The sequence below is a fragment of the Croceicoccus sp. BE223 genome (assembly GCF_031457155.1).
In the GTDB taxonomy this organism is placed as follows: domain Bacteria; phylum Pseudomonadota; class Alphaproteobacteria; order Sphingomonadales; family Sphingomonadaceae; genus Croceicoccus.
In genome coordinates, this window is the sequence record NZ_JAVDWB010000002.1 from 192,218 (window position 1) to 211,297 (window position 19,080).

Genomic DNA, 19,080 nt, shown 5'->3' on the forward strand with positions numbered 1-19,080 from the left:
CGACGCGGGATCGGGCTTGCGCAGGATCGACGGGCGCGTCGGCTGATCGGTCGCGGCGTCGGGCGCAGCGGGCGGATCGCGGCGGATCGAAGGGCGCGCAGGCGCATCGTGCGGCGCAGCGTCGAAGCCGCCGGGCGGCAGCGGCGGATCGATCGGGCGATAGCGTTCGCCCGATGCCGGTTCGACCGGCGCGGAATCGAAGGCTGGGGGCGCGGGCGGCGCAGTCGGTCGCGTCTCGCCCGCATGGTCATGCGCACGATCGCCCGCCGGCGGCGGCGACGCGGCATTCCGGTCATGGCCGAAGCCGCTGGGCGGTGCGGGCGGTTCGGTCGAGGGGTGCCCGGCAGCACCGTAGGAACTGGCGCCGGAGCGTCCCGAATCGTGATGACGCTCGCCCCGTTCGCTCGGCGGGGCGGGCGGCTCGATCGAGGGCGGCGGCAGGTCAGGCGGAGACGCGAAGCGGGCCTCGCCCTGTGGCGGCGCGGCGGCCGGAGTCGGCGGAACGTCCTCGCCCAGCGAGCGCCGTTCGCCCGGGCCGACCCGTTCGAACGGCCGACGGAAGGGGTGTCCGCCAGGGAACCGGTTCATGTCGTTCATCTGCGCGCGCCTCTTTGCCGCTGGTGTGCTGATGGGGTTGGTCAGGGGCAGCTTAGGGCGACAGGGTTAACGTGGTGCTAAAGATGCCCCGGCACCCGGCCCCGACGCCACAGGCGCGGGCGGCTGGTCACCCGTTGGCGAAGAGGCGACCGGCGACGAAGCCCATGCCGATCGAGAGCATCACCGCGGCAAGGCCGTAGAGCAGCGAATCCTCGCGGCTCCACACCTCGACCGCGCGTTCGAAGCCGCGCTTGGCCACGGTGACGTCGCTGGTCGCGGAAGCGACGACGCGGCCATTCTCCAGCGCGAAGGTCTCGGCGCGGTAGCGGCCGGTGATGACGCTGGATGGCAGGGGGATACGGGCCTGGTAGAGCACGTTCTGGCTGATCGTCACGCCGCTTTCGTCCTGCCGGTAGAGCCCCGCGGCGACCCGCTTTTCCACCAGGCCCGCCGAAAAATGGTCCTGCTGCTCCGGCTCGATCGAACCGATCGGCGAAAGCTGCAGCCAATCGAGCCCCAGTTCGTAGATGGCGCGGGTCTTCTCGTCGGTGATGTCGTCGAGCGAGCGGGAGGAGGCGAGCGCGTAGAACGACGGGGCGGAGCGGAACGAGGCGCTCTCGGCATTGATCCACATCCCCAGCCGGCGCTGCTTCTCGCGCAGGGAAATGGCCTGGCTCGGCCCCTTCAGGACGACGATGATGTCGTAGCGCGCCTGCTGGGACGGGCGCGTGCCGTCGGGTTGCAGGACCGCGCCGTAGAGCAGCAGGTCGGCCCCGGTGAAGCCTGTCCGCACGACGACCTCGTGTTGTGACACCTCTGGCACGAGGATCGGGTCGCGCGCGCCCGTCAGCGCGAAGAGCGCGGCGGCCAGCAGACCCGCGCGGGCGAGCCTGCCCCGCGTCACAGCGGCACCACCGTGAAGATCTCCTCGGGCCGGTAGGTCAGGCCCACCGCCATGCGGATCGCGATCATCAGCACCAGCATCGCCAGGACGAAGCGCAGGAGTTCGGGCCGCACGTCGGATGCGAAGCGCGCGCCGATCTGCGCGCCTGACACCGATCCGAACAGCAATAGCCCCGCCAGCACGATGTCGACCGCGTTGGTCGTCAGGGCGTGCATCAAGGTGGTGGCGATGGTGGTGAAAAGGATCTGGAACAGCGAGGTGCCGACGACGACATTCGCGCTCATGCCCAGGACGTAGAGCATCGCCGGGACCAGCAGGAAGCCGCCGCCGATCCCCATCAGCATGGTCAGCACGCCCACCGCCATGCCCAGCAACAGCGGCGCCAGCGGCGAGATGTAGAGGCCCGAACGATAGAAACGGTAGCGACCGGGCAGGCTGGCCACCAACGGATGGTGGCGGCGCTTGCTTGGCGTGCGGCGCAGCCGGGCGAGGCGGCCGCCGAAAACCTCGGGGATCGCTTCGCGCGCCATGATGACGCCGATCGAACCCAGCACCACGACATAAAGGACGCTGATCGCGACGTCGATCTGGCCAAGCGCGGAGAGCAGCCGGAACAGCAGCGCGCCAATGCCCGTGCCGATGATGCCGCCGCCCACCATCACGCCGCCCATCTGAAAATCGATGCCGCCGCGCTTGTGCTGGTAGATCGCACCCGATACGCTCGCCCCGGTAACCTGCGTCGCGGCGGACGCGGCGGCAACCGTGGGCGGCACGCCGTAGAAGATCAGCAAAGGCGTGGTGAGAAATCCGCCGCCCACGCCGAACATGCCCGACAGGATGCCCGTCAGCCCGCCCAGGAGGACGATGACCAGGCCGTTGACCGACAGGTTGGCGATGGGAAGATAGACGTCCATGGCTGACCTATCGGGTTAGGCGCTTGAACCTTTATTGCAAGCGAACAGGGCGCCTTCAAAGGACTTTGCTGCACGATTTTGCGCTAGAATCCCGCTGACAGGGTGACGACCGGGCCGGAACCGGGCTCGGCCTCGCCGAAGACGCGGTGCCGCCAGTCGATCGCGGCCCTGCCGAAGACGCGGCTGCCGATGGGAAAGCGCAGCGCCGCGGTCGGCCCGACATCGATGCGTTCGACCCCTTTTTGCGCCCCGCCCCACGCACCCAGCCCGGCCTCCAGCCGCAGCCGTTCGCTGTCCAGAAGGTCGAAATCGCGCACCACCCGGAGCTGCCCGTCGGCAAAGGCGCTCCCCACCTCGCCGCCGACATAGCCGACCTGGGCATAGGCCTCGGCCCGCGTCGCCAGCGGCAGCGCGACCGGCGGCGGGCCGATCACCGCCAGCGCGGCGGGGCGCAGGCGCGTTTCGCTCGGTCGCAACCTGGCATCGCCGAAGAAGCGCAAAGCCCGCCCCTCGACCAAGAGATCGATCGGCAGCGCCGCGACGGGCCGGACCGCGACGCCGGCCGCGGCCTCTACCTCGCGGTTGCCGGTGAGCGTGGTCGTCGCCCGCAGATAGGCGCGAGGATCGAATCGGCTGGCGGGCAGGAGGCGATAGCGAAGCACCGCGCCCGCCTGGCTCGCGCCATAGGTCCCCGCGCCGACCAGCGCCGCGCCGGGCCGCTCCTTGCCGCGCCACAGCACCCAGGCATCGGCGGACCAGCGCCGTCCGACGCGCGCCTCCGGCGGGACCGCGCCGAAGGGAATGGCGGCGGGCGGCAGTGGTGATGGCGAGCGGGCCGGCTCGGCAGGACCGGTATCGGGTGAAGGGGCGGGAGAAAGTGCGGGGCGCACCGTCGCGGGCGGGACCGCGATTGCGGGGCGTGGCACATCCGTGCGGGACACGAGGGGCGGCGGCGGGGTCGGGGCAGCGAACACCGCCCCCGCCGTGGGCAAGGGAAGTGTTGCGGTTTTTGCAGTTGCCAGCGGGGCGATCCGCGGCACCGGCCTGGAAACCGGCTCCACCCGGCCCTTGACGGTCGGCGGCAGCGGCAAGGGCACGTCGAGAATGCGGTCGACCGGTCCCCAGGCCCGCAGCCCCACCCACAGCGCCATGATGCCGACCAGCGCCGCGAGGGGCTGGCCGCGCCGCCTGGGCCGCGCCGTCACGCCTCTTGCGCCTCTGCTGCCGGGTGCCGGTCGTGCTCGGTCTTCTCCCAGGTCGCGGGCGTGCCCAACAGCGTGCGGGCATAGCGGATGACGGCGCGCCGCGTGGCCATGATGGCGATGACGTTTCCGACCGGTATGCGCAGCACCGCGCCCGCCGCTTCGCCCCAACCGTATTCGCGAGCCACCAGCACCGCCCGCACCAGCCCGCGCCAGGCGAACGTGGCGGTGGTCACCATCAGCGCCCAGTAGACCAGCGTCGGCAACTTGCCCGCCGGGTGCCAGCCCATGGCATCCGCCAGCCACAGCACGCCTGCCAAAAGCACGAGCAGATAGGCCGCCGCCAGCACGACCGCGACGAGCGGCCCGCGCCGGTCGCGAAGGCGCATCCACAGTTCGACTGGTCCGGCGCTCCAGCCAAGCTGGTCCCACCCGTCGAAGGCGATGCCGTGGACCCAGCGGGATTTCTGTCGCACGGCGGTTTTCAGCGTGGCGGGGAAATAGGCGCGCGTCGCGATCAGCGACCCGTCGTGCGAGCGGACGCGCAGGAACGCGCCGCCCTGGCCGCCGGGCCGCGAGCCCTTGCGCCCGATCAGCATGCCCAGTTCGTAGTCCTCGGTCATCGCGGCGGGGTCGAAGGGCGCGCCGTCGCGCCCGTGTCCGCGCCGCTCGGCCACCATCTCCAGCGCGTCGCGGGCGAAGGCGCAACCGACCCCGGCGGCGGGCAGTCCCGCGCCCAACCGGTCGCGGACCACCATCTCGCGCGCATGGGCGTCGGTGAATTCATCGGCGTAATGGTTGCCGACCCACGACGATCCCGGTTGCAGCTCGGGCCGGACCGGGATCTGCACGAAATCGGCATGATCGAGACCGGCGTCGATCAGGCTGAGCGCCTCGGGATGGACCATGTCCTCCGCATCGTGGAGCAGGACGGCACGAAAGCGTCGCCCGCTGGCCGCCTCCTCCTCGCGCATGGCGCGGTAAAGGCGGTTGAGGCATTCGCCCTTCGTCGTCGGGCCCGGTGTTTCGTTAATGACCACGGTCACCCGCGGATCGGCGCCGCCCGCCTCCACGATCGCCTCCCTCGTCGCGGGATCGTTGACGTAGCAGCCGGCAAAGACCCGCAGGTCCGCGTGGGACCACACGGCAAGGGTATGGCGCAGCATCGGGCCGATGACGCGCGCTTCCTGCCACGCCGGGACGAACAGGGCGATCGGGCCGGAGAGTGTCTGCGGAGCGGGCGCTTCGATCCGGGCGGTCCGGGCACGCCCGGTCAGCAGCAGCCAGAACCAGGCCAGGTCGACCATCAGTTCGTCGAGCGCGCCGACGACGAACCAGAAACCCGCAAACAGCAGGAGTTCGAGCCGCGCACTCTCCAGCAATTCGAAAAGCGGGGTAATCCACCCCTGGGCTGCGACCCCCATATGTCCCCCACGACCCGTGCGCCGAATGACCCCCCCGGCAGCGCACCACGACTGCATATGGAAGCGCGGTTCAGGTTGCAACGCCCCGTTATATCGGGAAAGGGAAAAGGCATGCTTCAGATCGTTTCCACCCTTCGACCGAAAGCCTGCATCGCCCGCCCTGCGGAGATGCTGCGATGAAGGCTGCCGCCTATGCGCTGAACCGCACGTTCAAGGCGTTTTTCGATAACGAGGCGGCCTCGGGCATCCTGCTGATCGTGATCGCTGTCCTGGCGATGATCGTCGCCAATTCGCCGCTGGCGCACGAATATCACGACCTGTTCCACGGCACGTTGCCGTGGACGCCGATCGGCAAGCTCGACAACCTGCACCTGTGGATCAACGACGCGCTGATGGCGATCTTCTTCTTCGTCGTCGGGCTGGAGATCAAGCGCGAGGTGGTGGACGGCGCCTTGTCCGACTCCTCGGCGAGGCGTCTGCCGGTGGTCGCGGCGGCCATGGGCATGGCGGTTCCCGCTGTAGTCTTCCTCGGCGTCGTCTTCGGCGACGGCGCGCCCGAACTCCAGCGTGGCTGGGCCATCCCGGCAGCGACCGACATCGCCTTTGCCATGGGCATCATGGGCCTCCTCGGCAATCGCGTGCCGCCCTCGCTCAGGCTGTTCCTGCTGACGGTAGCCATCGTCGACGACATCGGCGCGGTCGCGATCATCGCGTTGTTCTATACCGCCAACATCAAGCTGGCCTGGCTGATCGCCTCGCTGGTGATCCTCGCGGTGCTGGTGGGGCTGAACCGGTTCCGGGTGGACCGCTGGTGGGCCTATGCGCTGCTGTCGCTGGCGCTGTGGTTCTGCGTGCTCAATTCGGGCGTCCACGCGACGATCGCGGGCGTGCTGGCGGCGCTGACCATACCGATGCGGCTCGATGCGCATGGCGACAGCCTGCTGCTGCGTTTCGAACATGCGCTGCTGCCGTGGAACGCCTACCTCGTGGTGCCGCTGTTCGGCTTCGCCAATGCGGGCGTCGCGATGGCGGGCATCGGCCTTGCCGGCTTCCTTGATCCGCTGCCGCTGGGCATCGCGGCAGGCCTCGTCATCGGCAAGCAGGTCGGCATCATGGCCGCGATCCTCGCTTGCGACCGCCTCGGCGTCGCCCCCCGTCCCGAGGGTGCGAGCTGGGTGCAATTGTGGGGCACGGCGGTGCTGTGCGGCATCGGCTTCACGATGAGCCTGTTCATCGGCGCACTCGCCTTCCCCGGCTATCCGCACCTGATCGAGGAAGCCAAGCTGGGCGTGCTCGGCGGGTCGTTGATCTCGGCGCTGCTCGGATATGCGATCCTGCGCTTTGCCAAAGGCGTTCCCGAAGAGGCGGCGGCGGAACGCGGGGCCCGCCCCGCGTAATCGCGGACGGGCATGATTGCCGCCGGGCAGCCGTTACCAGGTCCCGGTATTCGCCATGCTGGCCCACGGTTCCTGCGGCGGCAGATGCCCGTCCTGCAGCAGTTCCACCGAGATCCCGTCGGGCGACTTGACGAAGGCCATGTGGCCGTCGCGCGGCGGGCGATGGATGATGTGCCCCGCGTCCATCAACGCCTGGCAGGTCGCGTAGATGTCGTCGACCCGGTAGGCGAGATGGCCGAAGTTGCGGCCACCGGTGTAGACTTCGGCGCTGCCATCTTCGGGCGGCCAATTGTAGGTCAGCTCGACCTCCGCGACGCCTTCCTGTCCGGGCGCGGCGAGGAAGATCAGCGTGAAGCGCCCCTGCTCACTGTCGAAGCGCCGGGTTTCCCGGAGGCCGATCAGCTCGAAGAAGGCGATGGTCGCATCCGGGTCGGTGACGCGGATCATGGTGTGCAGGTATCTGGTCATGCGCGCCAAGGTAGGCGCTTCGTCCCGCAGGGCAAGCAGCGGCAAACGAAAACGGCCCGCAACCGTCAGGCTGCAGGCCGCATCGTGTCTGGCGTTACGCCGTGACGGAAAGCTTAGAAGCTCGCCGACAGGGTTCCGACGATAGCATCGTCGGTCAGGCCGTCGATGCTCGGACCTTCGACGCCGACATACGCGACGCCCAGTTCAAGACCCTTGAAGCCGACCGAAGCGCCGACCGACCAGTCGAAGGCTTTGCCATCATCGGTGAAGGTCAGGTAACCGTCGGTGTAGCCCAGATGCGCCGAGAACGAGACGGGCGTTTCCGGGATCGAGAAGCCGAGGTCCGAATAGATGTACAAGTTGTCCTGGTCGCCGAGCGAGCTCTGGTCGGGAGCGTAAGCGACCCCGACGGTGACTTCGGCCGGGCCGACCGCTCCGGTCAGCGAGGCATAGGGTTCCCAGTAGTCGCAGTTGCAGCCCGAATCGTTCGGGTAGGCGTAGTAGAGGACGCCGACGTCAGCCGAGATCGTCTCGGTCAGAGCGCCCGTCCAGCCACCGTACACGTCCAGCTCCATAGAGCCGTAGCCGAGGTCCTCTTCAAGCGAGGAAGCCCACGTGCCGACATAGAAGCCACTCGAGTGGGCAACGTCCACGCCGCCCTGGATGGCCGGGTCGCCGCCCGAGAGCGAAACGCCGCGGAAGCGGTAGTCGGTGGTCAGCGCGACGTTGGCCGAGACGGTGACGTCGCCGGTTTCGTCCTGAGCGAAAGCCGGAGCGGCGGAAAGTGCGGTACCGGCGAGAACGGTGGCAGCAAGGAGGCTGCGGAAGGAAATGGTCATATCTATACCCTCATGATCTTCAAGGATCCTCTCCCTCCCACGCCAGCCGAACATCGTTCATTGCGTGCTCATGTCTTGGCGCGAAACAAAGGTGCAAGCATGTGGTGCAGTGCACAAGACAGATTCTACCGCAGCGCACAAAAGGGTCGTTTCGGTGTGGATTCTTTGCAACGCACCGTGCCGCGGTTGCAACCTTCGCACCTGCGGAAATCGCGCGGTTGTGAAGGCGATCGGGCAGCACTAGATTACAAGGACCTGCAAGTCATTCCCCTGCCGACAGACCGATGAACGCCCTGACCCGCATCTGGAACCGCGCCCTCGGGCGGCGGGAGTTGCAGCCGTCTCTGCCGGAGGGAGAGCGCGTCTATGCGATCGGCGACATCCACGGACACCTTTCGCTGTTCGAGGACATGATCGCGCGGATCGAGGCGGACGACGCCGCGAGAGAGCCGGCCGATACGACCGTGATCCTGCTGGGCGACCTCGTCGATCGCGGGCCGGACAGCGCCGGGGTGATTGCCGCCGCGCGCGACCGGGCCGGGCGCCGGCGGGTGCGGATGCTGGCGGGCAATCACGAAGAGATGTTCCTCCGCGCCTTCGCGGACGAGACCGCACTGCGCCATTTCCTGCGCGCAGGCGGCAGGGAAACGCTGCAGAGCTACTTTGCCGACCCCGACGAGTATCGCGCGCTTGCGCTCGACGACCTGCTGGCCCGGATGCCGCACGTCGTTCCCGCAGCGGACCTGGCGCTGATGCGCGGGATGGAGGATCTCATCCGGATCGGCGACTATGTCTTCGTTCACGCCGGGATCGATCCGTCCCGACCGCTGGACGGGCAGCGGACCGGCGACACCCGCTGGATCCGCGAACCGTTCCTCAGCCACCCGGACCGTCTCGACGTCTGCGTCGTGCACGGACACACGATCCGCAGCGACGTGGTGGTCCACGCGCCGCGCGGCTGGCCCAATCGCATCGGCATCGACACCGGCGCGTATCAGTCGGGCAAGCTGACCGCGATCGGCTTGCAGGGAACCGAGCGCTGGTTCATGGAGACCCGCGCGAATTGACCCGTCCGGCGTGCGCGAAGGAGAATGGCTCCGCGATCCGACCGGCAAGCTTCGGGGGAACTGAATGAAGATCGCGATGGTCGGCTCGGGTTACGTAGGCCTGGTGTCCGGCGCGTGCTTTGCCGATTTCGGGCACGAGGTCGTCTGCATCGACAACGATCCCGGCAAGATCGAGCGGCTGCTGGCGGGCGTCATGCCGATCTACGAACCGGGGCTTGCCGAACTCGTCGCGTCGAACGTGCGCGCGGGCCGGCTTTCGTTCTCCACCGACCTCTGCGAATCGATCAGGGGCGCGGGCGCGATCTTCATCGCCGTCGGCACCCCCAGCCGGCGCGGCGACGGCCATGCCGACCTCACCTATGTCTACCAGGTCGCCCGCGAGATCGGCGAAAAGCTGTCCGGCCCGGCGGTGATCGTGACCAAGTCGACCGTGCCCGTCGGCACCGGTGACGAGGTCGAGCGCATTCTTGGCGAAAGCGGCACGCCGCATCGCTTCGCCGTCGTGTCCAATCCGGAATTCCTGCGCGAAGGGGCCGCCATAGGCGATTTCAAGCGCCCTGACCGCATCGTCATCGGCGCGGAGGACGAGTTCGGCCGCGAGGTCATGCGCGACGTCTATCGCCCGCTGTTCCTCAACAAAGCGCCGATCCTGTTCACCGGGCGCCGCACCAGCGAACTGATCAAGTACGCCGGCAACGCCTTCCTGGCGACCAAGATCACCTTCATCAACGAGATGGCGGACTTGTGCGAGCGCGTCGGCGCCGACGTGCAGGACGTGGCGCGCGGCATCGGGCTCGACAACCGGATCGGATCCAAATTCCTCCACGCCGGGCCCGGATATGGCGGATCGTGCTTTCCCAAGGACACGCTGGCGCTGCTGAAGACGGCGGAGGATTTCGACAGCCCGGTCCGCATCGTCGAGGCGGTGGTCAAGGTCAACGACGCCCGCAAGCGCGCGATGGGCCGCAAGGTGATCGAGGCGCTGGGCGGCGCGGAAAAGGCGCGCGGCAGGAAGGTCGCGATGCTGGGCCTGACCTTCAAGCCGAATACCGACGACATGCGCGATTCCCCGGCGCTGGCCATCGCGCAGACGCTGGACGACGCGGGAGTGGCGATTGCCGCCTACGATCCCGAAGGCATGAATCTCGCCGCGCCGATGCTGCCCTTCGTGACCATGGCCGACAACGCCTATGCGGCGATCGACGGTGCCGATGCCGTGGTCATCGTGACCGAGTGGGATGCGTTTCGCGCGCTCGATCTCGATCGCGTCAAGTCGCTCGCGAAGGCGCCCGTCATGGTCGATCTTCGCAACGTCTACGACCCGGCCGACATGGCGGCGGCAGGCTTCGCCTACACCGGCGTCGGCCGCGGCTGAGGCACCGGAAGACACAAGGAGATCATCGAATGTCGCCCTTCATGCAAACCCTGCGCGCGTCATCCCACGGCCTCGCCCTGTTCCTCGCCGCCTGCACGTCGGCAGCGCAGGCGGCGCCCTATGTCATGTTCCGCGACGCCGGCTGCGGCTGCTGCCACCAATGGGCCGAGCATGTCCGCAGCAGCATGAAGACCGAAGTCGTCATGCGCGAGGATGTGCCCATGCCGGAAGTGAAGGCCGCGATGGGCGTACCGGCGGCGCTGGTATCTTGCCACACGATGGAAGTGGAGGGCTACGTAATCGAAGGACACGTTCCCGCTCGCGAGATCGAACGGCTGCTGCGCGAGCGTCCAGCCGATGTCAAAGGGCTGGCCGTGGCCGGAATGCCGATGGGTTCGCCGGGCATGGAAATGGGTAACCAGACCGAACCCTACGACGTCATCGCGTTCGGCGATTTCGGCACCCGGGTCTTCGCACACTACGATTGATTGCACTGGCTTCGGCTGTTGGACCAGCAATGTCCGGCCTAGGCATTCAGCACCGCAAACGGTCTGGCTGCGGGGCATGAAAGTAGAACTTGCTTGTCGGCAATATCGCACCGGGGGGCCTGTAAGCCGGGTTCTGTGACGCGGACGGTATGCCATAAGGCGGCACCGTATCCTCGCCGGCAGCCATTCCTCTCGGCCTTGCGTTGCCGCAAGGCTCCAGCAGCCAACCCGGACGGTCACGGGGCGAAACACCCCTGCCCTGCGCCTTGCGGCCGAGCGCGCCGTCCCTATTCGGCCTTGCTCCGGGTGGGGTTTGCCGTGCCGCTTGCCGTTGCCGGAAGCGCGGTGCGCTCTTGCCGCACCCTTTCACCCTTGCCTGTGACCCGAAGGTCCATCGGCGGTCTGCTCTCTGTGGCACTTTCCCTTGGCGAAGCCGCCCCGATTTCTCGCAGCGGTCCGCCCGGCGGGCGTTACCCGCCACCCTTGTTTCGTGGAGCCCGGACTTTCCTCGGCAGGCCTTGCGACCCGACGCGGCTGCCCGGCCCCCCGGTGCGGCGTCGGTGCCTACACCAACGCGGCGCCGACGCAAGAATTAACGCGTAAGGCCCCTGTCGCGGTCGACCAGCAGCTGGAACAGGATCGCGCGAACCTCGCCGTCGATCTCGCCGTCGATCCGTTCGGGGCGGAAGCGGCGCTGGAACGCCTTCACCGCCGCATGGCCGTCGCTGATGTCATAGCCGAAGCGTTCGAGCGCGAGGTAGAACGAACCGTCGTTGTCGAACGGATCGCCCAGCCCCAGCTTTTCGGGCCGGGCCAGCGCCAGCCGGTGCCTGGCCAGCCGGGCCCAGTCGAATTTCTCGCCCGGATCGTCCTTGCGCTGCGGGGCGACATCGGAATGGCCGACGACATTGGCGCGAGGTATGTCGTGGCGTTTCACGATATCGTTCAGCAGCAGGAGCAGCGCCTGCATCTGCTCCTCGGTGAAGTCCTCGTATCCCCACGAATGGCCGGGGTTGTCCAGCTCGATGCCGATGCTGGCGGAATTGATGTCCGACTTGCCGCGCCAGTACGAACGACCCGCGTGCCACGCGCGCTTCTCCTCCTCGACCATCTGCACGATCTGGCCTTGGCGGGTGATGCAGTAATGCGCGCTCACCTTGCTGTCGGGGCAGCACATCTTCTCGATCGCCTCGTGCACGTCGGGCATGTCGGTATAGTGCAGGACGACCATCGATACCGGCAGAGCGCGCTGGTCCCAGTTCGGCGACGGGGCCGACCAGTCGATATCGACGCGGGGACGGAAGATGCGCCGGTCAGGCATCGACCGCGTGGCCATGCGGCAGGATCGCGCCCAGTACGAGGGCATTGTCGGTCCGGGCGTGCTGAACCCCGCCGCCGCAGCCGGCGCTGACCAGGCGGATGAGTTCGGCGGGCGCGGTATGGGCGTTCAGTTCCTCCAGCGGGACACGGCCGTCGAGCGCGTCGCCGACATGCGCGTCGAACGCGATGCGGGCGCCTTCCGCCCGGATCGCGATCTCGTGCGCGGTGCCGCTGTCCTCCACCGCGAAAGTGACAATACCGCCGCGCGGCAGCGCCTCGATCGCGAAGAGCGCGAAGTTGAGCAGGACTTTCACCGCCGCCTTGGGCAGGCTGCTGACGCCGAGCGTCCATTCGACCCTTATGTCCCGCCCCTCGGCCGCGAGCGCGTCGATCAGTTCGCGCACTTCGGCCACCGGCAGTTCTTTATCGAAGCCGCCCGCCGCGCCGAAGGCCAGCCGGAAGAAACGCAGCTTGGTGGCGGTGCGGCGCGCGCCATGCGCGAGCAGCTCGATGCACTGTTCGCGCATCGCCGGGTCGGTCTCGTCCTGCAGCAACTCGATGCCGTTGGTCATGCCTCCGACCGGCGAGAGCAGGTCGTGGCACAGGCGCGAACACATCAGGTTGGCCAGAAGGGTGGGATCGACAGTCATGCAACGCTCCTGTTCAGGGCCACAGGCGATAGGCCGGACAGGTTGAGAAATCCTGTCCGTCCACGGAGGCAGCCCGGTCGGCAGCGGGGCCTGGACGACGGAAGCGAGAGGCGGTGCGCGATGGGATCGATCATAGACACAGCGTGCATAGCGAGGGTGGTCGACCGTGGGAAGGCGGCTCGGCACTTGCCCTTCCCGGCGGAGGGTATCCGACACGTCTCGGCGCTGTTCGGCAACGGTCTGGCGCGCGCTGATGAGGGCGGGGCGCGCCATTCCGTTTTTTCACGCAAAATCATAATCTTGCCGCATTTGGCGAACCTGCGGCGAAGCGCGCCGAAAGCGCGGCTGGCGGTGGACCTCAAATCCCTGCCGATCCGTTCAAGCCCTGTAACCCCGGCGAAAAGGGGAACGCACCGAACCGGGCCACAGCTGCCTGACCCGGCTCACATGCGACTGTTTCGACAAGGGCAGCGTCAGGAGAATTTACCATGGACGACCGTTATGACCGTCTCTCGAATCCCCAGCGCTATAATTCGGAACGCGACGATGAAGGCTATCGCCAGGCGCAGCAGTGGGACCAGACGCCCGCGCAGGCTGGCGACACGATGGACCGGGATGATTATCGCGTGACGCGTCGGTTCGGCACCGAGAACCGCGACCGCGATCGTAGCCGCGGCCTCGCGATGCAGGATCGTCAGCAAGCCGGCGGTTTCGAAGGCAGTCGTTCGATCGCCGCCGACTATCGTGACAACCGGGGCTATGGTCGTTTCACCAGCGACAGCTACGGCGGTCGGGACTATGCCTACCGCCAAGACCCGTCCTACGGGTATCGCGGCGCAGGCACAGCCGGATACGGCGCGAGTTACGGTGCCGGCGGGCGTGCCGACTACGACCATGATCGCGGCTTTTTCGAGCGCGCGGGCGACGAGATCGCCAGCTGGTTCGGCGATGACGATGCTGCTCGTCGCCGGGAGCAGGACCATCGCGGGGTTGGGCCGCAGAACTATGCACGATCCGACCAACGCATCCTCGACGACATCTGCGACAAGCTGACCGACGATCGCTATGTCGATGCCAGCGACATAACCGTTACGGTGCAGGAGAGGGAAGTGACCCTAGACGGTACGGTCACTTCGAAGCAGGCGAAGCGGCGCGCCGAAGACGTGGCCGACAACGTTTCCGGCGTCGGCCACGTGCAGAACAACTTGCGCGTCAAGGATCGGAGGACGACGGACGAGCGCCCGGCGCTCTGATCGGTCGAAAACGGATCCAAACTCAAAAAGGGCTCCCATCCGGGAGCCCTTTCTTGTTAAGACAGGTGTTACAGGCTCACGGCGCTTCCGCTCTGCCTCTCTGGCGGACGAAAGCTCGAGCCAGGGCTCGTGGCTCGTTCCATGTCACGGGTTTGCATCGATCATGTCCGGATCGGTGTCGCGGGGGCGATCTCTCGGGGGAAAGATCGCTCCCGCCCTCATGACCGCTCGACGAATCGTTTAGGGCTCAATCTTGCGGAAGTCGCTCGGGTGGCTGCCCGCATCCTTCGAACACGCCCGCCTTCGCCACGCCAAGGCCATCGCGCCACCAGCCGACCGCTCCTTGTGCGACGATGGCCCAGAACCTTCCGTCGCCCGCGGCCATCGCGGCATCGGTCGCCGACGGCTCGGCAAAGCCGCTGGGGTGCGAATGATAGTAACCCAGGATATCCGGCCCGTCGCCGCGCGCCGCGCGATGGGCGGCGATCAGCGCCGCGGGGTCGATCTCGAAATGATGCTCGGGCAGGGGGTGGACATTGTCGCAGGGCACCACGGCCTCCACCACTCCGTCACGCCCCAGCATGATGCCGCAGCATTCGCGCGGATGGGCAGCGGCGGCCTCCGCGATCAAACGTCGCTCGAGTCGGCTTGTCGGCGGGCGATCCATGGCCCATTTCGTTAGCCATGGGGAATGGGGAAGTCATTCGCGGCGTGATCGAAGCCGGTGGGCAAAGGCTGGACAAGGCGCTGGCCGACGTCACTGACATGTCGCGCGAACGCATCAAGTCGCTGATCGCGGAAGGGCGCGTGACGCTCGGCAACACGGTCGCGACCAGCGGTTCGGCCAAGCCCGCGGCCGGGACCCGTTATGCCATCTCCGTGCCGGAGGCGGCCCCGCTCGACACCGTGGCGCAGGATATCCCGCTCGACATCGTGTTCGAGGACGAGCACCTCGTCGTCATCGACAAGCCTGCCGGAATGGTCGTCCACCCCGCCGCCGGCAACGAGGACGGGACACTGGTCAACGCCCTCCTCCATCATTGCGCCGGGCAGCTTTCCGGTATCGGCGGCGTGGCACGCCCCGGCATCGTCCATCGCATCGACAAGGATACGTCGGGCCTGATCGTCGTCGCCAAGAGCGATGCCGCGCACGAGGGACTGGCGAGGCAGTTTGCCGAACACTCGCTCGACAGAATCTACAAGGCGGTGGTGAAGGGCCATCCGGTGCCGCCCGCCGGCACCATCGCCAACCGGATCGGGCGCAGCGACCGCGACCGCAAGAAGATGGCCGTGCTCGACGACATGTCACCGCGCGGCAAGCACGCGATCACCCACTACCGGACGGTGCAACCGCTGTCCCACGCGGCGCTGGTCGAGTGCAGGCTGGAGACCGGGCGAACCCACCAGATCCGCGTTCACATGGCGTCAATTGGTCATGCGCTAGTGGGGGACCCAATCTATGGAAGACCCGATTCGCGGCTCAGGCCCCATCTCCAGCGGCTCTCCTTCGCCCGCCAGGCGCTTCATGCCGCCGTTCTCGGCTTCGACCATCCGGTCCGCGGCGACCGATTGCTCTTTTCGAGCGATATACCGGGCGACATGCGGGAACTGATCGAAACGCTCGATGATTTCAAATGATAGAATCATCAACACTTCGGACGCTAACAGGTCTAGAAAGAACAGACGTGACCGCAAACCGGGATGCCCAGCCGGGGTCCCGGACAGCAGGTTGACGGTAGAAAGGTTCGGTAGGACGTGAAAAAGACACCCACAGTACCGGCGCTGGGCGGAGAGCAGAGCCTCAATCGCTACCTCGCCGAAATCAAGAAATTCCCGGTGCTTACGGCTGAGCAGGAATACATGCTCGCCAAGCGCTACGCCGAGCATGGCGACACCGAGGCGGCGGCCCAGATGGTCACCAGCCACCTGCGACTCGTGGCCAAGATCGCCATGGGCTATCGCGGCTACGGCCTGCCCGTCTCCGACCTCATCTCCGAAGGCAACGTCGGCCTGATGCAGGGCGTCAAGAAGTTCGAGCCCGATCGCGGCTTCCGCCTGGCGACGTACGCGATGTGGTGGATCAAGGCCTCGATCCAGGAATACATCCTGCGTTCGTGGAGCCTGGTGAAGATGGGCACCACCGCCGCGCAGAAGAAGCTGTTCTTCAACCTGCGCCGCATGAAGAAGAATCTCGAGGCGTTCGAGGACACCGATCTTCATCCCGACGACGTCGCGAAGATCGCGACCGATCTCGGCGTGCCGGAGCAGGAGGTGGTCAACATGAACCGCCGCATGCTGATGGGCGGCGATGCCTCGCTCAACGTGTCGATGCGCGGTGACGAGGAAGGCGCCGGGCAGTGGCAGGACTGGTTGACCGACGATCGCCCGCTGCAGGACGAAACCGTCGCCGAGGCCGAAGAGGCCAAGGTCCGCCACGAGATGCTGGTCGACGCGATGGACGTCCTCAACGAACGCGAGAAGCACATTCTGACCGAGCGTCGTCTGACGGAGAATCCGCAAACGCTCGAAGAGCTTTCGCAGCAGTACGACGTCAGCCGCGAACGCATCCGCCAGATCGAGGTCCGCGCCTTCGAGAAGGTGCAGAAGGCGATGCAGCGCATTGTCGGCGAAAGGCTGATCCCGATGGGTGCCTGAGCGCCTGGCAGCGAACACATGACGGGGCGGCGGCGATGGATCATCGCTGCCGCCCTTTTCGCGTCCGCCTTCTGGCCGCGCTTCGCGCCACACGACAATCTGCCCCCGACGCACAGGACGGCTACCGCGAGGAAGCGATCTCGACGTTCGGGCTGGCGCACGACAACCCGTTCGCGCGGATCGCGCTCCACCTGCTGGGCCAGCGGATCGCCGTGCGTGACTGGCGGGTCGATCCGGGCCGTTGCGATGCCGGCAGCACGACTTGGCCCGCGATCCGCGACGTGCGCACGACCGTCACCAGGCTCGGCCCTTGGGGCCTGCCGCTGTGGCCCGCGGCGCGGTGACCTGCGGCGGCGCCGGATGGCTCGGCGATGAACTCGTCCGACGCCTCCGCATCGCTTCCGGTGGCGCCCCGCCTCCTCCCCCAAGTCCCCCGCCAACGCTCTGAAGCAATTCCGCTTGCGGCCTTGTGGCAAGGCGGTATCACCTGCAACCTTTGGCGCTGCCCTTCCTGCCGGAGAGAACCGCAGATGACCGTGCATATCGAGGCCGAGTCCGGCGAAGATCCGCTTCACGCCAGCCCCGGCACGATCCGCCGCCCGGCCATCTTTGCCCCGCTCTTCGCGCCGTTCGGCGTCAGCAGCGGCTATGTCTCGGTCACGCTCGCCTATCTTCTGGGCGAAGCGGGGCTGTCGGTCGCGATCATCGCCACGCTCATCGCGGTGAACGCCTGGCCGCAGACGGTGAAGATGCTGTGGGCCCCCTTCGTCGACACCATCGGCAATCCCAAGGTCTGGTATGCCATCGGCGCTTTCAGCGTCGGCCTGTGCATCCTCGCCATGTCGGTCATGCCCAAGACCGAGGCGCAAGTGCCGATCTTCATGGCGCTGATCGTCATCATGTCGGTCACCTCCACCTTCGTGTCGATGTCTGCAGAGATCTTCATGGCCAACCAGGTGCCGGCGGCCATGCGCGGGCGGGCGAGCGGCTGGTCGCAGGCGGGCAATCTCGGCGGGGCGGGGCTGGGAGGCGGCGTCGGGTTGCTGCTGGCCGAAAACCTGGCCCAGCCGTGGATCTCGGGCGTCGTCATCGCCGCCTTCTGCATCGCCTGCTGGTTCGCGACGCTCGGCCTGCCCCGCTTCGTCAGGACGACCGCGGCGCGCAGCTACGCCGGAGAGCTGAAGGAAGTCGCCGTCAACGTCTGGGAAGTCGCGCGCTCCCGCGTCGGTTATCTGGCCCTGCTCATCATGCTCCTGCCCATCGGTTCGGGCGGTGTGCCATGGTCGGCCATTGCCGGGGAATGGGGCGCAGGCGGCAACACGGTGGCCATCGTCAACGGCCTTGCGGGCGGCCTTGCCGCGGTCGTCGGCGCATTGCTCGCGGGCTTCATCTGCGACAGGATGGAACTGAAGCGCGCCTATTCGATGTTCGGCATCCTGGTCGGCCTGGTCGCCGTGGCGCTGATCTTCGTGCCGCGAACGCCGATCGTATTCGCCATCGGCGTGCTGGCCTACCAGATGATGGTCGGCATGGCCTACACCGGCTATGCGGCCATCGTGCTGGAAGCGATCGGCAAGAAATCGGCGGCCACCAACTTCAACCTTATGGCGGCGCTGTCGAACATTCCCATCGCGGTGATGTCGATGGTCGACGGCTACATGCACGACAATTTCGGCACCGATGCGATGCTGCTTGGCGAACTGGCCTTTCCGGCCGCGGCCATCGTGCTGTTCTGGATCTTCGTCGCGGCTACGGCGAAACGCGGCAGGGCGGCGGCACGGCCCGCCTGACCCGGTTGGCAAGCGCCGCGTCCATCCGCTAGGGCATCGCCATGGCCAAGGCAGCTTCGCGCGGCATCGTGTCGCGCTTCATCGTCGGATCCCTCAAGCTCGTCTTCGCGCTGATCGTCATCAGCATCGCTTGGGTGCTGGTCTATGCCGTGGTGCCGGTGCCGGTGACCGCGACGATGCTGATGGACGACAAGGGCATCACCAAGGACTGGGAGCCGCTGTCCAACATCGATCGCGACATGGTGCGTGCCGTCATCGCGGCAGAGGACGGGAAGTTCTGCAGCCACGACGGTTTCGACCGGGAGGCGATCGAACAGGCGATGGAACGCAACGCGCGAGGCGGCCGCATCCGGGGCGGATCGACGATCAGCCAGCAGACCGCCAAGAACGCGTTCCTGTGGCAGGGGGGCGGCTATTTCCGCAAGGGGCTCGAGGCCTGGTTCACGTTCCTGATCGAGAAGACCTGGGGCAAGCGCCGGATCATGGAGGTCTATCTCAACATCGCGGAAACCGGCATCGGCACTTATGGCGTAGAGGCCGGCTCTATCCGCTATTTCGGCCATTCCGCCGACCGCCTGACCAAGACGGAGGCGGCGCGCATGGCCGCGGCCCTGCCCCTGCCCAAGAAGCGATCGGTCAAGAATCCGTCGGGCTGGCTGGCCCGCCACGGCCACACCATCCGCGGACGCATCGGCGTGGTGGCGCGCGACGGGCTGGACAGCTGCGTCTACGACTGA

General features: G+C 67.1%; 19 protein-coding genes and 1 other RNA gene. 10 read left to right on the forward strand and 10 right to left on the reverse strand.

Annotated features, from left to right (window positions below):
• Positions 1 to 724: 724 nt before the first annotated feature.
• The 4 genes from J2X37_RS04905 to J2X37_RS04920 all read right to left on the reverse strand — a co-directional run bounded on the left by J2X37_RS04905 (position 725) and on the right by J2X37_RS04920 (position 5,041).
• Entirely contained in the window at positions 725 to 1,501 is a 777-nt protein-coding gene (locus J2X37_RS04905; protein WP_310018435.1) for a TIGR02186 family protein, read from the reverse strand.
• Entirely contained in the window at positions 1,498 to 2,415 is a 918-nt protein-coding gene (locus J2X37_RS04910) for a sulfite exporter TauE/SafE family protein (protein ID WP_310018437.1), read from the reverse strand. The genes J2X37_RS04905 and J2X37_RS04910 overlap by 4 nt, the downstream gene beginning before the upstream one ends.
• 83 nt (positions 2,416 to 2,498) lie before the next feature.
• Entirely contained in the window at positions 2,499 to 3,620 is a 1,122-nt protein-coding gene (locus J2X37_RS04915; protein WP_310018439.1) for a hypothetical protein, read from the reverse strand.
• On the reverse strand, positions 3,617 to 5,041 hold the full coding sequence (locus tag J2X37_RS04920) for a glycosyl transferase family protein (protein ID WP_310018441.1): 1,425 nt from the start codon (positions 5,039 to 5,041) through the stop codon (positions 3,617 to 3,619). The genes J2X37_RS04915 and J2X37_RS04920 overlap by 4 nt, the downstream gene beginning before the upstream one ends.
• A 176-nt stretch (positions 5,042 to 5,217) precedes the next feature.
• Between J2X37_RS04920 and nhaA the strand changes: the two genes are divergently transcribed.
• Complete coding sequence (gene nhaA, locus J2X37_RS04925; protein WP_310018443.1) at positions 5,218 to 6,438, forward strand: Na+/H+ antiporter NhaA; 1,221 nt, start codon at positions 5,218 to 5,220, stop codon at positions 6,436 to 6,438.
• 33 nt (positions 6,439 to 6,471) lie between these two features.
• On the opposite strand, the gene J2X37_RS04930 is transcribed toward nhaA, so the two are convergent.
• Together J2X37_RS04930 and J2X37_RS04935 are read right to left on the reverse strand one after the other, a co-directional pair.
• A complete protein-coding gene (locus tag J2X37_RS04930) occupies positions 6,472 to 6,906 on the reverse strand; it encodes a VOC family protein (RefSeq protein ID WP_310018445.1) in 435 nt (144 codons plus the stop codon).
• Between the two features lie 113 nt (positions 6,907 to 7,019).
• On the reverse strand, positions 7,020 to 7,745 hold the full coding sequence (locus J2X37_RS04935) for a TorF family putative porin (RefSeq protein ID WP_310018447.1): 726 nt from the start codon (positions 7,743 to 7,745) through the stop codon (positions 7,020 to 7,022).
• Positions 7,746 to 8,029: 284 nt separating this feature from the next.
• Between J2X37_RS04935 and J2X37_RS04940 the strand changes: the two genes are divergently transcribed.
• From J2X37_RS04940 to J2X37_RS04950, 3 genes are all read left to right on the forward strand, one after another.
• On the forward strand, positions 8,030 to 8,812 hold the full coding sequence (locus J2X37_RS04940) for a metallophosphoesterase (protein ID WP_310018449.1): 783 nt from the start codon (positions 8,030 to 8,032) through the stop codon (positions 8,810 to 8,812).
• A 64-nt stretch (positions 8,813 to 8,876) separates the two neighbouring features.
• A complete protein-coding gene (locus J2X37_RS04945) occupies positions 8,877 to 10,187 on the forward strand; it encodes a UDP-glucose/GDP-mannose dehydrogenase family protein (protein ID WP_310018451.1) in 1,311 nt (436 codons plus the stop codon).
• A gap of 29 nt (positions 10,188 to 10,216) precedes the next feature.
• Positions 10,217 to 10,675 (forward strand): DUF411 domain-containing protein, encoded by a 459-nt coding sequence (locus tag J2X37_RS04950; RefSeq protein WP_310018454.1) that lies wholly within the window; start codon positions 10,217 to 10,219, stop codon positions 10,673 to 10,675.
• Between the two features lie 106 nt (positions 10,676 to 10,781).
• On the opposite strand, the gene rnpB is transcribed toward J2X37_RS04950, so the two are convergent.
• The 3 genes from rnpB to J2X37_RS04965 all read right to left on the reverse strand — a co-directional run bounded on the left by rnpB (position 10,782) and on the right by J2X37_RS04965 (position 12,645).
• Positions 10,782 to 11,225: RNase P RNA component class A (gene rnpB, locus J2X37_RS04955), an RNA gene on the reverse strand.
• Positions 11,226 to 11,267: 42 nt separating this feature from the next.
• Complete coding sequence (locus J2X37_RS04960; RefSeq protein ID WP_310018456.1) at positions 11,268 to 11,996, reverse strand: N-acetylmuramoyl-L-alanine amidase; 729 nt, start codon at positions 11,994 to 11,996, stop codon at positions 11,268 to 11,270.
• Positions 11,989 to 12,645 carry a histidine phosphotransferase family protein gene (locus tag J2X37_RS04965; protein WP_310018458.1) on the reverse strand — a complete coding sequence of 219 codons (657 nt, stop codon included), beginning with the start codon at positions 12,643 to 12,645 and terminating at the stop codon, positions 11,989 to 11,991. The genes J2X37_RS04960 and J2X37_RS04965 overlap by 8 nt, the downstream gene beginning before the upstream one ends.
• A gap of 488 nt (positions 12,646 to 13,133) precedes the next feature.
• On the opposite strand from J2X37_RS04965, the gene J2X37_RS04970 reads away from it, so the two are divergent.
• A complete protein-coding gene (locus J2X37_RS04970; RefSeq protein ID WP_310018460.1) occupies positions 13,134 to 13,898 on the forward strand; it encodes a BON domain-containing protein in 765 nt (254 codons plus the stop codon).
• Between the two features lie 247 nt (positions 13,899 to 14,145).
• On the opposite strand, the gene J2X37_RS04975 is transcribed toward J2X37_RS04970, so the two are convergent.
• Complete coding sequence (locus tag J2X37_RS04975) at positions 14,146 to 14,529, reverse strand: M67 family metallopeptidase (protein WP_310018462.1); 384 nt, start codon at positions 14,527 to 14,529, stop codon at positions 14,146 to 14,148.
• Between the two features lie 53 nt (positions 14,530 to 14,582).
• On the opposite strand from J2X37_RS04975, the gene J2X37_RS04980 reads away from it, so the two are divergent.
• From J2X37_RS04980 to mtgA, 5 genes are all read left to right on the forward strand, one after another.
• Complete coding sequence (locus tag J2X37_RS04980) at positions 14,583 to 15,536, forward strand: RluA family pseudouridine synthase (RefSeq protein ID WP_310018464.1); 954 nt, start codon at positions 14,583 to 14,585, stop codon at positions 15,534 to 15,536.
• A 117-nt stretch (positions 15,537 to 15,653) separates the two neighbouring features.
• On the forward strand, positions 15,654 to 16,553 hold the full coding sequence (gene rpoH / locus J2X37_RS04985; protein ID WP_310018467.1) for an RNA polymerase sigma factor RpoH: 900 nt from the start codon (positions 15,654 to 15,656) through the stop codon (positions 16,551 to 16,553).
• A gap of 35 nt (positions 16,554 to 16,588) precedes the next feature.
• Complete coding sequence (locus tag J2X37_RS04990) at positions 16,589 to 16,897, forward strand: hypothetical protein (protein ID WP_310018469.1); 309 nt, start codon at positions 16,589 to 16,591, stop codon at positions 16,895 to 16,897.
• Between the two features lie 186 nt (positions 16,898 to 17,083).
• A complete protein-coding gene (locus J2X37_RS04995) occupies positions 17,084 to 18,343 on the forward strand; it encodes an MFS transporter (protein ID WP_310018471.1) in 1,260 nt (419 codons plus the stop codon).
• Between the two features lie 41 nt (positions 18,344 to 18,384).
• Positions 18,385 to 19,080, forward strand: a complete 696-nt coding sequence (mtgA, locus tag J2X37_RS05000) for a monofunctional biosynthetic peptidoglycan transglycosylase (RefSeq protein ID WP_310018473.1) — start codon at positions 18,385 to 18,387, stop codon at positions 19,078 to 19,080.

Excerpts from the sequence above, each read along its gene's own strand:
- J2X37_RS04910 (WP_310018437.1), bottom strand. The coding sequence starts at position 2,415 with ATGGACGTCTATCTTCCCATCGCCAACCTGTCGGTCAACGGCCTGGTC.
- J2X37_RS04920 (WP_310018441.1), bottom strand. The coding sequence starts at position 5,041 with ATGGGGGTCGCAGCCCAGGGGTGGATTACCCCGCTTTTCGAATTGCTG.
- nhaA (WP_310018443.1), top strand. The coding sequence starts at position 5,218 with ATGAAGGCTGCCGCCTATGCGCTGAACCGCACGTTCAAGGCGTTTTTC.
- J2X37_RS04930 (WP_310018445.1), bottom strand. The coding sequence starts at position 6,906 with ATGACCAGATACCTGCACACCATGATCCGCGTCACCGACCCGGATGCG.
- J2X37_RS04935 (WP_310018447.1), bottom strand. The coding sequence starts at position 7,745 with ATGACCATTTCCTTCCGCAGCCTCCTTGCTGCCACCGTTCTCGCCGGT.
- J2X37_RS04940 (WP_310018449.1), top strand. The coding sequence starts at position 8,030 with ATGAACGCCCTGACCCGCATCTGGAACCGCGCCCTCGGGCGGCGGGAG.
- J2X37_RS04945 (WP_310018451.1), top strand. The coding sequence starts at position 8,877 with ATGAAGATCGCGATGGTCGGCTCGGGTTACGTAGGCCTGGTGTCCGGC.
- J2X37_RS04950 (WP_310018454.1), top strand. The coding sequence starts at position 10,217 with ATGTCGCCCTTCATGCAAACCCTGCGCGCGTCATCCCACGGCCTCGCC.
- J2X37_RS04960 (WP_310018456.1), bottom strand. The coding sequence starts at position 11,996 with ATGCCTGACCGGCGCATCTTCCGTCCCCGCGTCGATATCGACTGGTCG.
- J2X37_RS04965 (WP_310018458.1), bottom strand. The coding sequence starts at position 12,645 with ATGACTGTCGATCCCACCCTTCTGGCCAACCTGATGTGTTCGCGCCTG.
- J2X37_RS04970 (WP_310018460.1), top strand. The coding sequence starts at position 13,134 with ATGGACGACCGTTATGACCGTCTCTCGAATCCCCAGCGCTATAATTCG.
- J2X37_RS04980 (WP_310018464.1), top strand. The coding sequence starts at position 14,583 with ATGGGGAATGGGGAAGTCATTCGCGGCGTGATCGAAGCCGGTGGGCAA.
- J2X37_RS04990 (WP_310018469.1), top strand. The coding sequence starts at position 16,589 with ATGGATCATCGCTGCCGCCCTTTTCGCGTCCGCCTTCTGGCCGCGCTT.
- J2X37_RS04995 (WP_310018471.1), top strand. The coding sequence starts at position 17,084 with ATGACCGTGCATATCGAGGCCGAGTCCGGCGAAGATCCGCTTCACGCC.
- mtgA (WP_310018473.1), top strand. The coding sequence starts at position 18,385 with ATGGCCAAGGCAGCTTCGCGCGGCATCGTGTCGCGCTTCATCGTCGGA.